General features: G+C 68.8%; 13 protein-coding genes. 7 read left to right on the top strand and 6 right to left on the bottom strand.

Translation table 11 applies throughout. The annotated features are described in order from the left end of the window. Window positions 1-83 precede the first annotated feature (83 nt). The 5 genes from glgX (at window position 84) to RHM57_RS08550 (ending at window position 7,627) form a co-directional block, all read left to right on the top strand. Window positions 84-2,294 carry a glycogen debranching protein GlgX gene (gene glgX, locus RHM57_RS08570; protein WP_134447958.1) on the top strand — a complete coding sequence of 737 codons (2,211 nt, stop codon included), beginning with the start codon at window positions 84-86 and terminating at the stop codon, window positions 2,292-2,294. Further along, complete coding sequence (gene treY, locus RHM57_RS08565; protein WP_322189734.1) at window positions 2,291-4,669, top strand: malto-oligosyltrehalose synthase; 2,379 nt, start codon at window positions 2,291-2,293, stop codon at window positions 4,667-4,669. The genes glgX and treY overlap by 4 nt, the downstream gene beginning before the upstream one ends. Further along, window positions 4,666-6,477 (top strand): malto-oligosyltrehalose trehalohydrolase, encoded by a 1,812-nt coding sequence (gene treZ / locus RHM57_RS08560; protein WP_322189733.1) that lies wholly within the window; start codon window positions 4,666-4,668, stop codon window positions 6,475-6,477. The genes treY and treZ overlap by 4 nt, the downstream gene beginning before the upstream one ends. Beyond that, the gene (locus tag RHM57_RS08555) at window positions 6,474-6,998 is read left to right on the top strand and encodes a hypothetical protein (RefSeq protein ID WP_322189732.1); all 525 of its coding nucleotides are present in this window, start codon (window positions 6,474-6,476) and stop codon (window positions 6,996-6,998) included. Before treZ ends, RHM57_RS08555 begins: the two co-directional genes overlap by 4 nt. Before the next feature lie 92 nt (window positions 6,999-7,090). After that, window positions 7,091-7,627: a hypothetical protein gene (locus tag RHM57_RS08550; RefSeq protein WP_134559814.1), complete on the top strand. Its 537-nt coding sequence runs from the start codon at window positions 7,091-7,093 to the stop codon at window positions 7,625-7,627. A gap of 13 nt (window positions 7,628-7,640) precedes the next feature. Here RHM57_RS08550 and RHM57_RS08545 read toward each other — a convergent pair whose 3' ends face one another. Then, window positions 7,641-9,023, bottom strand: a complete 1,383-nt coding sequence (locus tag RHM57_RS08545; protein WP_322189731.1) for a DUF2252 domain-containing protein — start codon at window positions 9,021-9,023, stop codon at window positions 7,641-7,643. A 54-nt stretch (window positions 9,024-9,077) separates the two neighbouring features. Beyond that, entirely contained in the window at window positions 9,078-9,869 is a 792-nt protein-coding gene (locus RHM57_RS08540) for an oxygenase MpaB family protein (protein ID WP_174774629.1), read from the bottom strand. 144 nt (window positions 9,870-10,013) lie between these two features. On the opposite strand from RHM57_RS08540, the gene RHM57_RS08535 reads away from it, so the two are divergent. Beyond that, on the top strand, window positions 10,014-10,577 hold the full coding sequence (locus tag RHM57_RS08535) for a YceI family protein (protein WP_134559820.1): 564 nt from the start codon (window positions 10,014-10,016) through the stop codon (window positions 10,575-10,577). Window positions 10,578-10,633: 56 nt separating this feature from the next. Here the strand turns inward: RHM57_RS08535 and RHM57_RS08530 are convergent, their stop codons facing one another. The 4 genes from RHM57_RS08530 to sepH all read right to left on the bottom strand — a co-directional run bounded on the left by RHM57_RS08530 (window position 10,634) and on the right by sepH (window position 14,484). Further along, entirely contained in the window at window positions 10,634-11,617 is a 984-nt protein-coding gene (locus RHM57_RS08530) for an FUSC family protein (protein ID WP_241975427.1), read from the bottom strand. Window positions 11,618-11,675: 58 nt separating this feature from the next. After that, window positions 11,676-12,848, bottom strand: a complete 1,173-nt coding sequence (locus RHM57_RS08525) for a winged helix DNA-binding domain-containing protein (protein WP_322189730.1) — start codon at window positions 12,846-12,848, stop codon at window positions 11,676-11,678. A gap of 45 nt (window positions 12,849-12,893) precedes the next feature. Next, on the bottom strand, window positions 12,894-13,196 hold the full coding sequence (locus RHM57_RS08520) for a hypothetical protein (RefSeq protein ID WP_241987333.1): 303 nt from the start codon (window positions 13,194-13,196) through the stop codon (window positions 12,894-12,896). A gap of 172 nt (window positions 13,197-13,368) precedes the next feature. After that, complete coding sequence (sepH, locus tag RHM57_RS08515; protein WP_134559825.1) at window positions 13,369-14,484, bottom strand: septation protein SepH; 1,116 nt, start codon at window positions 14,482-14,484, stop codon at window positions 13,369-13,371. Between the two features lie 198 nt (window positions 14,485-14,682). Here sepH and RHM57_RS08510 point away from each other — a divergent pair, with 198 nt between their 5' ends. Continuing rightward, window positions 14,683-14,976, top strand: a complete 294-nt coding sequence (locus RHM57_RS08510; RefSeq protein WP_134447980.1) for a DUF4193 domain-containing protein — start codon at window positions 14,683-14,685, stop codon at window positions 14,974-14,976. The last annotated feature ends 8 nt before the right edge of the window (window positions 14,977-14,984 follow it).

The following is a 14,984-nucleotide window of genomic DNA, read 5'->3' as shown; positions in this document are numbered from 1 at the left end:
GGTTCGTGACGCGGTAGCGTACAAGGGGTGCCGCCTGCCCGCTCGGGTGAGCGCATCCACCGGAAATCAGCATAAGGAGTCCCTTGGAAACCTGGCCAGGCACCGCGTACCCCCTCGGAGCGACGTTCGACGGAACCGGAACGAACTTCGCCATCTTCAGCGAGGCGGCGGAACGCGTCGAACTGTGTCTCTTCGACGATGACGGCACCGAGACCCGGGTGGAGGTCATCGAGTCGAGTGCGTTCATCTGGCACTGTTACCTGCCGCTCGTGCAGCCGGGGCAGCGGTACGGCTACCGGGTGCACGGCGACTACAACCCAGCAACGGGACACCGCCTGAACGAGAACAAGCTCCTGCTCGACCCGTACGCCAAGGCCACCTCCGGGACGATCGACTGGGATCCGTCGCTCTTCTCCTACAACTTCGGCGACCCGGATTCCCGGAACGACGACGACTCTGCGTCGCACATGATGCTCGGTGTCGTGGTGAACCCGTTCTTCGACTGGCTCGGCGACCGCCCGCCGCGCACGCCCTACAGCGAATCGTTCATCTACGAGGCGCACGTGAAGGGCCTGACCGAGCTCATGGAGCTCGTCCCTGAGTCGCAGCGCGGCACATACGCGGGGGTCGCGCATCCCGCGGTCATCGACCACCTGCAGAAACTCGGAGTCACGGCCATCGAACTGATGCCGGTGCATCAGTTCGTCAACGACGGGACGCTCGAGGAGAAGGGGCTCCGCAACTACTGGGGCTACAACACGATCGGCTTCTTCGCCCCGCACAACGCGTACTCCTCAACGGGGGATCGCGGCCAGCAGGTGCAGGAGTTCAAGGGAATGGTGCGCAGCCTGCACGATGCCGGCATCGAGGTCATCCTCGACGTCGTGTACAACCACACCGCAGAGGGCAACCACCTCGGCCCGACCATCTCGTTCAAGGGCATCGACAACGAGGCGTACTACCGTCTGATGGACGACGACAAGCGGTACTACATGGACTACACGGGCACGGGAAACACGCTCAACGTGCGCCACCCCCATGTCCTCCAGCTCATCATGGATTCCCTGCGGTACTGGGCGATCGAGATGCACGTCGACGGCTTCCGGTTCGACCTGGCCTCCGCCCTGGCCAGGGACCTCTACGACGTCGACAAGCTCTCCACCTTCTTCGAACTCGTCCAGCAGGATCCGATCGTTTCCCAGGTGAAGCTCATCGCCGAGCCGTGGGACGTCGGCCCCGGCGGTTACCAGGTCGGCAACTTCCCGGCCCAGTGGACGGAATGGAACGGGAAGTACCGGGACACCGTCCGCGACTTCTGGCGGGGTGAGCCGTCGACCCTCGGAGAGTTCGCCTCGCGGATCACGGGCTCCGCGGATCTCTACGAGCACTCCGGGCGGCGTCCGGTGGCCTCGATCAACTTCGTCACGGCGCACGACGGCTTCACCCTCTCCGACCTCGTCTCCTACAACGAGAAGCACAACGACGCCAACGGCGAGGGCAACAACGACGGTGAGTCGCACAACCGGTCCTGGAATTCCGGTGCGGAGGGCCCGACGGACGACGCGGAAGTCCTCGCCCTGCGCGCCAGGCAGCACCGCAACTTCCTGACCACCCTCCTTCTGTCCCAGGGCGTGCCGATGCTCCTGCACGGCGACGAGCTCGGCCGCACCCAGCAGGGCAACAACAACACCTACGCCCAGGACTCCGAGCTCAGCTGGATCCACTGGGACACGGCAGACCAGCCGCTCATCGAATTCACCGCCGCGATCTCCCGGCTGCGCAAGGACCACCCCACCTTCCGCCGCAGCCGCTTCTTCGACGGACATCCCAACGTCCGCGCCGCCGACGGCGACACCCTGAGCGACATCGTCTGGCTGAACAGCGACGGCGAGGAGATGCGCACGGAGGACTGGGACGAGGGCAGGGCGGGCACGGTCGCCATGTACCTCAACGGCGACGGCATCCGGGAACGTGACTATCGCGGCCAGCCCGTCGTCGACGTCAACTTCCTCGTGTGCTTCAACACGGACGCCGAGGACGTCGAATTCCGGCTGCCCCCTGCGATCTACGCCCCGCAGTGGGAGATCGTGGTCGACACGGCCGGCGAAGGCGCCGACGCGATCCCGCGCCCGGCCGGCGCGATCCAGACGGTCAAGTCCCGGTCCGTCGTCGTGCTGCGTGCCTACCAGGCGCCCGAGGTCGCGCCTGACCATTCCGTGGCAGCCTCCCTCGCCGGCCTCGCCGGAACGCCGACGGCGCTCGCGCTCAACCCGGACCACCCGGTCGAACCATGAGGATCCCGCACTCGACCTACCGGTTGCAGATCACCGCGGCCTTCGACCTCGCCGCCGCTGAGAGGGTCCTCGACTACGTCGTCGGCCTCGGCGCGGACTGGATCTACCTCTCGCCGCTCCTCACCTCCGCCGACGGCTCCGACCACGGTTACGACGTCGTCGACCACGCGGCCATCGACCCCGCCAGGGGCGGGCCTGAGGGGCTCCGCCTGCTCGCTGCAGCGGTGGCGGATGCCGGGCGCGGCATCCTCGTGGACATCGTGCCCAATCACATGGGCGTCGACGACCCGCACCGCAACGCCTGGTGGTGGGACCTGCTCCGATTCGGGCAGGACTCCCGTTATTCGGAGGCGTTCGACGTCGACTGGGCGGCGGGCGATGGAAAGATCCTGCTTCCGGCCCTCGGCGACGCGGGAGAGGGCAGCGAACTCGACCGGCTCGAGATCGTCGGCGACGAGCTGCACTACTACGACCACCGGTTCCCGATCCTCCCCGGCACGGCCGACGACGGCGCCGATCCCCGGACCGTGCACTCGAGGCAGCACTACACGCTGGTCAACTGGCGCCGTGCCGACCGGGACCTCAACTACCGGCGCTTCTTCGCCGTGAACAGCCTTGCGGGCATCCGCGTCGAGGTTCCCTGGGTCTTCGACGAGTCGCATCGCGAGATCGTTCGCTGGGTGCGGGACGGCCTCGTTCAGGGCATCAGGGTCGACCACCCCGACGGCCTCGCCGACCCGGGCGGTTACCTCGACCGGCTGCGCCTGGCGACCGACGGAACGTACGTGCTCGTCGAGAAGATCCTCGAGGGCGACGAGACCCTGCCGACGAGCTGGTCCACCAGGGGCACGACGGGCTACGACGCCCTCGCCGACGTCGACCGGATCCTCGTCGACCCGGCGGGACGGCCGGCCCTCGACGCGCTCGAGAAACGCCTGCAGGACGAATCCCCGGAACCGGGGGAGAACGGCCGCCCGCAGACCTGGGCCGAGCTCGTCTCCGAGCGGAAACGAGGCATCGCCGACGGCATCCTGGGCTCAGAGGTGCGCAGGATCGCACGCCTCATCCCCGGGATCCCCGGGCCGGAGGCGGTCGACGCCCTCGCAGAGCTGCTCACCGCCATGCCGGTGTACCGCTCCTACCTCCCGCTCGGCTTCGAGCTGGTCGACGAGGCCGCACGGCGCGCGTCCGACCGCAGGCCGGACCTCGCCGGAACGATCGGCCGGCTCCTGGCCGTGCTGGCCGACCCGCGGACCCCCGCTGCCGTCCGGTTCCAGCAGACCTCCGGCATGGTGATGGCCAAAGGCGTCGAGGACACCGCGTACTACCGCTACAGCCGGCTCACCTCGCTCAACGAGGTCGGAGCAGACCCCTCGGAATTCTCCATCGATGCGGATACCTTCCACGCGCGCCAGCAGGCCAGGGCGGCGACCTTCCCTGACTCGATGACGACGCTCTCCACCCACGACACGAAACGGGGAGAGGACGTCCGCGCCCGCATCACCGTCATCGCCGAGATCCCCGCGGAGTGGGAGGCGACCCTGGACACGCTTCGCACGAATGTGCCGCTCGGCGACGGCCCGCTCGAGAACCTGCTCTGGCAGGCGGTCGTCGGGTCCTGGCCGGCCAGCCGCGAACGCCTGGGCGCATACGCGCTCAAGGCCGCCCGCGAATCCGGAACGTCGACGACCTGGAACGCCCCGGACGCCGCCTTCGAGGAGAAGCTCGAGACCCTGGTAGCCGCGGCCTTCGACGACCCCGCCGTCACGGCCGCCCTCACGGACTTCGTGGAACGGGTGCGGCAGGCGGGCTGGAGCAACTCCCTCTCGGCCAAGCTCGTGCAGCTCACCATGCCGGGAGCACCGGACGTCTACCAGGGCAGCGAACTCTGGGAGACCTCCCTCGTCGACCCGGACAACCGGCGCCCCGTCGACTACACCGTCCGCCGCGGCATCCTCGCCCGTATCGACGACGGATGGCTGCCGCCCATCGACGAGACCGGCGCCGCGAAGCTGCTCGTCACGAGCCGCGCGCTGCGCCAGCGCCGCGACGCCCCCGAACGGTTCTTCCGCCACGCGGCCGTTCCGGCATACGGCGCCGCCGCGGCACACCTGCTCGCCTTCGACCGCGGCGACGCCGTCACGGTCGCCACCCGGCTTCCGCTCGGCCTCGCAGCACAGGGAGGCTGGCGGGACACCACGATCGTGCTCGCCGGCATCCCGGTGATCGACGTCCTCACCGGCGAACGGTTCGCCGGCGGCACCCTCCTCGTGCGCGACCTGCTGCGCCGCTACCCGGTCGCCCTCCTCGTGCCGGATCAGGGCACGGGCCAGGGGATCGAATCACCGATCGTCACGGGGGAGGCCGGCAGATGAGCAGAGCAGAGCCCACCAACGAGGCCTGGGATGTCGAGGTCTGGGCGCCGCACGCCCAGGCGGTCGATCTGTTCCTGCGCGACACCGCCCCCGGCTCTGCCGGGGAACCGGTCACCCGGTCCCTGGCCAGGGCGGAGGGCGGCTGGTGGCGCCTGCGGATGTCCGACGGCCGGGCAGAGCCTCGCGACTACGGATTCGTGATCGACGGCGCGGGGCCGTTCCCCGACCCGCGTTCCCGCCGCCAGCCCGACGGCGTGCATGCCCTGTCCCGCACCTTCGACCCCGGCGCGCACGCCTGGCAGGACTCGCGGTGGACCGGCCGCCAGCTCGCGGGCGCCACGATCTATGAGCTGCATCTCGGTACCTTCACCCCGGAGGGCACCCTCGACGCCGCGGCAGCACGCCTCGGCCACCTGGTCTCACTCGGGATCGACTTCGTCGAGCTCCTGCCGGTCAACGCCTTCAACGGAACCCACAACTGGGGCTACGACGGCGTGCTCTGGTACGCCGTCCACGAGGGCTACGGGGGACCCGCCGCCTACCAGCGCTTCGTCGACGCCTGCCACCAGGCCGGCATCGGAGTGATCCAGGACGTCGTCTACAACCATCTCGGGCCGAGTGGGAACTACCTTCCGGAATTCGGGCCGTACCTCAGCGAGGCGGCCGGGAACACCTGGGGTTCCTCGCTGAACCTCGACGGACCGGACTCCGATCCGGTCAGGCGGCACATCATCGACAACGCCCTGATGTGGCTCGACGAATATCACGTCGACGGGCTGCGCCTCGACGCCGTGCACGCCCTCCGCGACGATCGGGCAACCCACCTGCTCGAGGAAATGGCCGGGGAGGTCGCCGCGCTCAGTGCCTTCGCCGGTCGCCCGCTGACCCTGATCGCCGAGTCCGACCTCAACGATCCACGCCTGATCACCCCGGCGGAGGCCGGAGGCTACGGCCTCGACGCACAGTGGAGCGACGACTTCCACCATGCCGTGCACGTCGCACTGACCGGGGAGACCACCGGCTACTACGCCGACTTCGCCCCGCTCAGTGCCCTCGCCAAGGTCCTCACCGACGGCTACTTCCACGACGGAACGTTCTCGAGCTTCCGCGGCCGCAGGCACGGCCGTCCGATCGACAGGCAACGGATGCCGGCCTGGCGTCTCGTCGTCGGCAGCCAGAACCATGACCAGATCGGAAACCGTGCCACCGGCGATCGCCTGACCGGCACGCTCGACGCAGGCCAGCTCGCCATCGCCGCGACCCTGACCCTTCTCGGCCCCTTCACCCCGATGCTCTTCATGGGGGAGGAATGGGGTGCGACCACGCCGTGGCAGTTCTTCACCTCGCACCCGGAGCCGGAACTCGGCGCGGCGACCGCGACCGGGCGGATCAGCGAATTCGCGCGGATGGGCTGGGATCCCACACTCGTGCCCGACCCGCAGGATCCGGCGACGTTCACGAGGTCCCGGCTCGACTGGGACGAATCCGAGCGTCCAGGACCCGCACGGCTGCTCGGCCTCTACCGACGGCTCGCAGAACTGCGCCGCGAGGTGCCGTCCTTCACGGAACCGCGCCTTGACCGGGTCGGTGTCGAGTACGACGCCGAAGGGTCCTGGCTGCGCCTGGTCCGTGGTTCCGCGGAGATCCTGGTGAACCTCGCAGCGGATGCCCGGCGCATGCCTGCCGGGACCGGCGCCGTGCTGCTCGACTTCGGGACGGACGGGCCCGCGCTGCTCTCCCGCGCGGACGACGGGTCCGTCGTGCTGGCACCGCACTCCGTGCTCGTCCTCGCCCAGGCGGCCTCGTGAGCGGTCAGCGCGGCTTCCTGTCCGCGGAGACCGGAACGGCCCTTGCCGCACTCGCGGCCCTCGATTCCGCAGCGGACCCGCTCGACCGCGTACGCGGCATCCGCCGGCTGCTGCTCGCCCTCGACGCCGACCCGGCGACCCTCGCCGCGGTGCGGGACGCCCTCGCCGCCGGTACCGGCTGGGAGGCCATCGCGGCGGCGGCCGGGCTGAAACCACCGGCGGCCAGGTGGCGGTGGAGCGGTTCGGATTCCGAGATCGCCGCCCGTCTCGAGGCAGGCCGGAAGCGATCGGCCCGTCCGAGTTCCGTGCCGACCGAACTGCCCGGATACTCGGTCGCGGAGGCGGCGACGAGGCTCGGTATCACCGTCCAGGCCGTCTATCTCCGGGTGAGCCGGGGTAAACTGGCCAGCCAGACCATCGAGCTGCCGGACGGCCGCTCGTATAAACGGGTCTTCCTCGACGCAGCGGACGACGTGCCGAGCCCGCCGGACGCGTCCGGCCGGGCCGGCCGGACCACGTGAACCGGATCGGGCGGATGCCCGCAGCTTCAGACCCACACACACGTGCCGAAACCACATACGTGCCGAAACCACAGGGATGACGGAGTACCACCATGACTGATTTTCCGACAGAGAACTTCAACCGCACCACCCCGTACAACACGGGTGACAACACGGCCGTGACCCCGGTCGTTGGAACGGAGACCGGGTCCCGGGCGATCTCGGCCCCGCCGGAGAAGCAGCCTCGGCCGGCATCCGCCGTTTCGGCCAGCGGGAGCGGCGCGTCGCGCACTGCGCTCGTCGTGCTCGCCGCCATCGGGATGCTCGGACTGGCGTTCGTCGTGATGATCCTCGTCGGCGTCTCGAGCGAGAGCATCAACGCCCTCGCCGTCTTCGCGACTCCGATCGCGTCGATGGTCGCGGCGTACTACGGAATCACCCTGAGCATCCAGCAGGTCAAGAACGAGCGCGCCGAGAAGGAGATCGCGATCAAGCGGGCCGACGTCGCGGACGCGTCGAGCCGGGAGACCGAGGTCTGGGCTGCCCAGATGGAATCGGGACTCCGCGTGGCGATGGCCAAGCTCACCGCAGCCCACATCGGCACCGATGAGGTCACCAAGGCGGCGGGCACGCCGGACGGTTTCTTCTAGGCGACGGTTTCCACTAAGCGCTGACGAGGCGCCCTGACCTGGTCGCGGCGACGAAACCGGCGTAGTCCGCCGTGGCCTGCTCCGCGTATGCGACCGCGAAGTCGGCGAACGCCCTGTCGGCCTTGCCGCCCAGGCCCAGGTAGGCGGCGATCGGCACCGGGTCTCCGGAGCGGGCGTGGGCGCGCGCGAGTGTCGTGCCGGTCAGCCGGGCATAGGCGAGCAGCCCTGCCGCGGTGAACGTCGCAGGATCGGGCGACCACTTCATGTCGCGCAGCTGACGCCCGTAGTACTGCCCGCCGAGCGGGGTCGTCGCCCAACCGAGGAACACGTCTCCCGAGGCCTGCATCAGGCGCTGGCCCTCGACGACGCGCTGGCCGGCATGGGCGGGCCCCGCGTGCGACCCCGTCGCCGTGTCACTCCGGTCGATCACCGATCGCTGTGCCTCCTTGAGCTGGAGCACGAGCACGTCTTCCGGTCCGATCCCTTCGAGCAGGACGACCCAGGAGTACAGGCCAACGCTGCCGACCCCGACGACCTTGTGGGCGAAGTCGATGATGTGGAACCGGTCGAGCAGGCGCCTGCGGCTTTCGTTGAGCGATGCGCGATAGGCGGCGAAGGTCGCCTCGACGATTTCGGCCGTCGAGCCGGCGAGCGGGATCCTGGTCAGCAGCGGCGGCTGGTCGAGGAACCGCCGGTGCCCGTCCACCACCCGGGTGAGCTTGCGCACGACGGACCAGGTGTCGCGGGTCTCCGCCTTGGCGACGCTGTCCCTGACCGCGCGGCGACCGGTCTTGCCCGTCGACGCGGAGATGATGGCTTCGACGTGGCTCGATTCCATCCGGTCGTACCAGACGCGCATGATGGGCATGCTCGAATAGTCCGCGATCGTGCTGCGATAGCTGTGCGCGGCCTCGAGGGCAGCAGCCCTGCCGATCTCGGCAGGCAGGCCGGCGTCGGCAGCGGCGAGGACGAACGAGGTCGCCAGGCGCTTCACGTCCCACTCGAAGGGTCCGCGCCAGGTCTCGTCGAAATCGTTGACGTCGAAGACGACGCGGCGGTCCTCGCTCGCGAACAGGCCGAAATTGGACAGGTGCGCGTCACCGCAGAGCTGGGTGCCGAGCCCCGTGTCCGGAAGCGCGGCGAGGTCCCGCGCCATCACGAGCGCCGTTCCACGGAAGAACGTGAACGGTGACACGCCCATCCGGGCATGCCGCAGCGGGATCAGGGACGGGTCTCTCGTGCTCGCCTGGCCCAGGAGCAGGTCCACCGGATCGGAGCGATTCGCCGGGGCCTCCCAGGCGGCGAGCGACGATCGCGGCAGCCGCATCCGCGCTGCACGGCCCAGCTCTTCATGCTGCGTCGTCGTGGGGCGAACGGTGTCCGTCGTGCTGTCCATGGCGAGAGTGTATCGCCCCGGCAAACGCGGCGTTCCACGGATCAGCGAAACGGATCAGCGAACACGAATCCGTGCGGCTGACGGAGCGGGGGAGCCGAGGTAGTGGTCGCGCGGCCAGTGCCGCACGCGCCTCGGGAGCAGCGGGTAGACGCGGATCGTGAGGCGCAGCATCCGGTCGAAGCGGCGTTGCCGACGAGGAGACCAGCTCAGGTCGAACAGGTCGCGCACGGAGGGTGGCAGCAGTCCGACGGTGACCAGGCGGGCGAGGGGCATGGCCAGGCGCAACAGCAGCGGCCCGCTGCGGGGGTACAGGAGCCGTCTGGCGACCTCCCGGGTGGTGTCATCCGTCCGGAGCCCATCGAGCCTCTCCTGCCAGTAGGTCGCGAAGGCCGCCCGATCGCGCGGCCACAGCGCTTCGGGCACCTGCAGGGCCGTGCCGAGCACCGCGTATTCCCGGTACAGGGACTCGGCGGTGCCTTCGTCGAACGCTCCGAACACCCGTTCGTACATGCCGACGGCCGAGTCGTAGAGCGTCGCGGCCACCCAGAGCTGCAGCTCGGGCGTGAAGGCGTTGTACGCTGGCGCCCCGCCGGCTGCCGCGCCGACGACGGGAACGTGGGCCCGGTTCACCCGCCGGACCGCAGCCCTGGCCTGATCGGGAGTGCCGCAGGTCACGGCGTATGCGTAGCTCAGGGTGCCGGCCAGCCGGTCGAGCGGCCGGTTCTCGAAATCGCTGTGGTGGGCGACCCCGTGCCCGATCGCCGGATCCGCGAGCTGGAGCAGGATGGAGCGACCGCCCGCGAGCAGCATGACGGCTTCGCCCGCGATGTCCCGAAGCTGCAGCATGACCGGCCTCCCCTGTGATGGCCGAGTGTAGTCCGGCAAAAGTATTTCGGGAGTTTCTCCCCGATCCGGAATAAACCCGCTCTCTATGCGCTTGCATGTATCCGAGGGCGGCGATCCATCCGTCACGCAGACTTGAGGAGCATCATGACCGAAACCACCGCGACGACCATCCCGGGCTACAAGGCCGGAACCTGGACCATCGACCCGACCCACTCCGAGGTCGGCTTCAGCATCCGCCACATCATGATCAGCAAGGTCAAGGGCACGTTCGACACCTTCGCAGCGACCTTCGTCACCGGCGAGAACCCCCTCGACTCCGTCGTCACCGCCTCGGCAGACGTCGCTTCGATCAACACCAACGAAGCCAACCGCGACGGCCACCTCCGCACCGGCGACTTCTTCGAGGCCGAGACCTACCCGACGATCGACTTCGTCTCCACCGGTGTCCGTGAAGTCAAGGGCGAGTTCCTCGTCGACGGCAACCTCACGATCAAGGGCGTCACCAAGCCCGTCACCTTCGACTTCGAGTTCGGCGGCTTCGGCACCGACCCGTACGGCAACTACAAGGCCGGTGCAACGGCCAAGACCGAGATCACCCGCGCCGACTTCGGCCTCAACTACAACGCAGCGCTTGAGACCGGCGGCTTCCTCCTCGGTGAAAAGGTCACCATCACGATCGAGCTGCAGGCCGTCCTCAACCAGGCGTAGTCTTCCCGGTTCGTGAAAAGGGGTCCCACTTCGGTGGGGCCCCTTTTTTTGGGCTACTACTCGCCCTTGATCTCTTCGCGGACCCTCCGCAGGTCCTCCATGAGCGATCCGATCAGGATCCAGTGCTGCGGATGCGGCGTCATGATCAGGAGCGGTTCGGTCAGGGCGGGCGGTTCCACCGCGACGGGCAGGTGATCCCGATCGGGATAGTCCGCCTCCGCAGCGAGGAGCCGGAGGTCGTGCGCGGAGCGGCTCAGCTCGACGGTGATCGCGAGCACCGTCGGCTCGAGATGCAGGGAATGGTCGTAGTGGTCCCTGAGCGACCTCGTCATGCCGATCGCACGGGTCACGAGAGAGGTCAGCCGGTTGTAGAACTCCTCGTCGACGTCGAGCAGGCGTCGGTTCGTGGTGTGGCGCGGGTTCAGGGTCAGGCTCTCCTCCGCTGATTTGAGGGCCTTCTCCGCCTTGTTCAGCATCGGCCTGAGCAGCCGCGCCTTGATCATCATCTCCTCGATCTGCGTCTGCGTCTGCGGGAAGCGCAGCGCGTCGACGATGCGGTCCAGGGTGTCCGCGACCTCGCGAGCGAGGCGGATGACCGTCTCGTGCGCGGGCGCGAGCAGCACCGGCGGCACGATGAGCGCATTGACGAGCAGTGCGGCCGCGGCGCCGATCATCGTCTCGATGATGCGATCCCTGGCGTATTCCGGCGTCGTGGCTCCGATGGAGAGCACCATCATGGCGCTGATCGGGATCTGGCTCGCCGAGCTCGGGGCCAGGCGGAGCGCCCAGGCGAGCAGGATGCAGAATACGATCGCGAGCAGCACGATCCAGCTCGACTTGCCGAATGCTACGCCGACGCCGTAGGCGACGAGCACCCCGCCGACGACGCCGAGGCTGCGCTCGATCGCCCGGCCGAGGGTCTGGTTGATGTTCGGCTGCACGACGAGAAGCGCCGCGATCGCGGCGAAGATCGGGAGCTCAGTGTGCAGGAGTCCCTGCGACAGCACCCAGCCGAGCATGACGGCGAGGGAGGTCTTCACAGCCTGGAGCAACGGAATCCGGCTCGAGGATCGAACGCGGGCCGATATTCTCACCCATTCAGGATATCGTGCCCGCTCGAGCGGAAGGGGCAGTCGGGGGAGTGATCGTCGTGGGAAGTCCGGTGAAGGCGGAATAGTCACGGATCGCCCTGGCGAAGCCGGTGGTTCGCCGTGCGGTGAGGGTGCCGAACGGCGCAGCCTCGACCGCGACGGTCGGTCCGGCCGCCCTGGTGCGCGTGGTTTCTTTCCGCCAGGTGCCGATCACGCGCCCGTCCGCGACGATGAGCGGCAGGAAGATCCCGTTGAGACCGGGAACGACCCGCGGGAAATCGGCGTCGTCCACGACGTACGACCGGTCGCGGTAGCCGAGCAGGTACTCGTCGAAGCCGGGCAGCGCGAGCACGGGCGTGCGCTGTGCCGGTCGCGAGCCGAGGGTGCCGCGTTCCGTGGCCGCGGGGAGGAGCAGGGTCTCGCCGTCCACCTCGAGCTCCTCCAGCCGGTCGCCGGCTTCCGCGAGAGCGACCCGGGCGTCAGCGACCGTGAGCTGGGTCCACGCCGCGAAGTCGCGCAGGGTCGCGGGGCCGTGGCCATCCAGGTAGCGGACGAGGAACTCGGCGAGTCCCTCACTTCGGTCGAGGCGGCGCTGCGCGGGCGCCCACTCGTCGAGCAGGGCGAGCGCAGGCTGGCCGTCCTGGTTGGGACCCCAGACCACGAGACCCGCGAGCGCGAGGGCGGCGATCAGGTGATAGCCGCGCTGGCCGTCGGGGTTGATCCCCGCGGACCGCAGCCCGGCGAGGAACGGGGTGCGGCTGAGGCGCCTGCCGCCGGAGAGGAGGCCGGTGGCCGCCTCCGCGGCCGCGGCGATGATGGTGTCGTCGAGCCCGAGTTGTCTCTGCCTGGTCGCCATCGATGCGAGCACCTTCGTGGCGGTGAGGTCCAGCATCCACCGGACGTCGGTCGCGGGGACCAGGTGCAGCGTTCCGCGCATCGGATACGAGCGCACGATCGACCCGGCATCGAGCGCGGACAGGACGTCGGCGGCGACGGTGCCTGGGGAGCGCACCCCGAGCGCCCAGCTCGCCGCGGGAAGGTCCTGGGCCTGCACCGCGAGCATCCGCTCGACCACGGCGAGCGGGCCGTCCAGCCCGCTGGCCTCTCCTGCGGGCCCGGAAAGCCCGTGGCTCACCAGTCGGAGGCGCAGGACATCGGAGCGGGAGGCACGCGTGGGCATGCGGCCAGTATGACGCCGGGCGGGGACACTGTGGAACCGGCCGGGTCAGTCGAAGGTCCGCAGCAGCAACCAGTCGTCGTCTTCCGTCGCATGGCGCACGTCGAAGACGTGCGTTTCGCCGTCCTCCGCCGTCGCCTGGAACCGCCAGCCGGCGATGCACAGCGGCGGATGCCCGACACCGAAGGTGTTCGGTGCGAAGGGGCGCCACCAGTCCGCCGTGCCGACGAGGGCGGTCGGCGTGTCCGTCACCCGGAATCGTCGCGAGCGCCAGAGGATCCGGCGGGGTTCTCCCCTGCTGTTCGTCTGGACCGTGACGGGTTCAGGGTGTTGCCCGTCGATCGGGACCACTGATCACCTCGCCTGCCGTATCGAACGTATGTTCGATAAAACTATAACAACGAGGCCCGCCGAATACCAGCCACGGCGACGAAGTCGGATCGTGGCCGGGCCGGGTCCCCGCCCGCGGAGGACGGAAGCGGGGGGGGGGGGGGGGGGGGGAGGAGGAGGAGGAGGTGAGTGCTCAGGCGAGGTCGTCGTCGGTGCGGGCGCCGAAGACGATTTCGTCCCAGCTCGGCATCGAGGCGCGTCCACGCTTTCCGAGGTTGCCGGTGTTGCGCGGCTGCCCGGTGGCAGCCTGGGAGGCCCAGGCGTTGCGGGTCGGGTCCGTACGCGGGGCCTCGACCGGGGTGTCGGCGACGGATGCCTGGGCGGGGTCGTCGATGAGTCGCGGTCCGCCCGGTGCCGGCGCTTCGCCCCGGGAGTCCGGGACGGGGGCGCCTGAGCCGAGGACGGCGGCTTCACGCTCGCCGCGGCGGCGGCGCAGGGACTCGAGCAGGTCCGCGGTCTCGCTCAGGCTCTTGGGCGGTTCTGCGGCACGCTTGATAGCCGCCTTGGACACGGCTTCCGTCGTTCCGGCCGAGCGGGAATAGGGGATCGGATCCAACTGGGGCGCCGTGTCGTTCATGAGCTCGTCCGGCAGCGACTCCTTGAACGTGAATGCGCCGCTGTCGAAGCGGGACACGTCGGCGGGGCTCGTCTCCGCGCCGACCGCGCGGAGGCGGGGGATGAGCGCGCCCTTGAGCTCGCCCTGCTGGGAGAGTGCGATGGCCTCGTTGCCGAGGGGGGAGAGCGCGTTCTTCTTCGGTTCGAAGGACCAGCGGGCATCGTGGTCGATGTCGTCCGCGGTGAAGGCAAGCTTGACGATCCAGCCGGCGCCGGGTTCCTTCCAGCTGGCCCAGCGTTCGTCCGTTGCCCCGAGGGAGGCGAGGCGCTCGCGGATGACGCCGCCGAACGTCGCGGATCCCTCTCCGGGATCGGGCTCGATCGCCGTGTGGACGGGCACGCCGAGGGCGCACGAGACGATGTACTCGCGTTCGGCGACAACCGGACCCTCGAAGCGACGGACGAAGTCGATCGGGGCTCCCGTCACGGCGGCGACGTCCTCAGCCGACATGCCGGAACGGATGTGCGCTTGCACGTCCCGCGGGGACAGCTTTGTTTTCGGGGTGTGTTCTATCTGGGTTTGGCGAAGCCGGGACTGGAGAACCTCGTCGATGGGGATCCGAAAACGGTCACCATCCTCGCTCGCTGCAAGCAGCGCGCCGTTCTCTACTCCGATTACCTTCAAATCCTGCATGGCGAAAGCCCTCTCGCGATCACTGATTCGCCAACACTGTCATGAAACGCCCCTCATTCCGGGGAATACGCCGGGCGTGCCGTAAGTTGACCACTCAGCCGAAGTTATCAGCGGCGAGAGTTTGCTATTCCTTCGGGATTGTTGCAAACTGTGCCCGCTGATTTCGTTAATCGGCATTAAATGAATGAATGGATGGGCATGGCAACCGATTACGACGCACCCCGAAAGTCCGAAGACGACTCTGAGTCGATTGAGGCCCTCAAGGAGCGCGTACCGGACAAGATGTCTGGCGTCGTGGATGTAGACGACTCAGACAACCCCGGTGGGTTCGATTTACCCGGTGCCGATCTGTCCGACCTCGACCTCGATGTCGTCGTCCTGCCCCCGCAGGCCGATGAATTCACCTGCGTAGAGTGCTTCCTCGTGAAGCACCGCTCGCAGATGTCGCACGAGACCAAGCTCGGCCCGGTCTGCCTGGAGTGCGACTCCTAAAAGCGCGT

This window comes from Cryobacterium sp. 10S3 (assembly GCF_034344045.1).
In the GTDB taxonomy this organism is placed as follows: Bacteria; Actinomycetota; Actinomycetes; order Actinomycetales; family Microbacteriaceae; genus Cryobacterium; species Cryobacterium glucosi.
Note: the sequence above shows the minus strand (reverse complement) of the source record. Positions and strands in the feature narration are given on the sequence as shown.

Coding starts and splice junctions, on each gene's coding strand:
- treY (WP_322189734.1), top strand. CDS start 2,291: ATGAGGATCCCGCACTCGACCTACCGGTTGCAGATCACCGCGGCCTTC.
- treZ (WP_322189733.1), top strand. CDS start 4,666: ATGAGCAGAGCAGAGCCCACCAACGAGGCCTGGGATGTCGAGGTCTGG.
- RHM57_RS08550 (WP_134559814.1), top strand. CDS start 7,091: ATGACTGATTTTCCGACAGAGAACTTCAACCGCACCACCCCGTACAAC.
- RHM57_RS08545 (WP_322189731.1), bottom strand. CDS start 9,023: ATGGACAGCACGACGGACACCGTTCGCCCCACGACGACGCAGCATGAA.
- RHM57_RS08540 (WP_174774629.1), bottom strand. CDS start 9,869: ATGCTGCAGCTTCGGGACATCGCGGGCGAAGCCGTCATGCTGCTCGCG.
- RHM57_RS08535 (WP_134559820.1), top strand. CDS start 10,014: ATGACCGAAACCACCGCGACGACCATCCCGGGCTACAAGGCCGGAACC.
- RHM57_RS08525 (WP_322189730.1), bottom strand. CDS start 12,848: ATGCCCACGCGTGCCTCCCGCTCCGATGTCCTGCGCCTCCGACTGGTG.
- sepH (WP_134559825.1), bottom strand. CDS start 14,484: ATGCAGGATTTGAAGGTAATCGGAGTAGAGAACGGCGCGCTGCTTGCA.
- RHM57_RS08510 (WP_134447980.1), top strand. CDS start 14,683: ATGGCAACCGATTACGACGCACCCCGAAAGTCCGAAGACGACTCTGAG.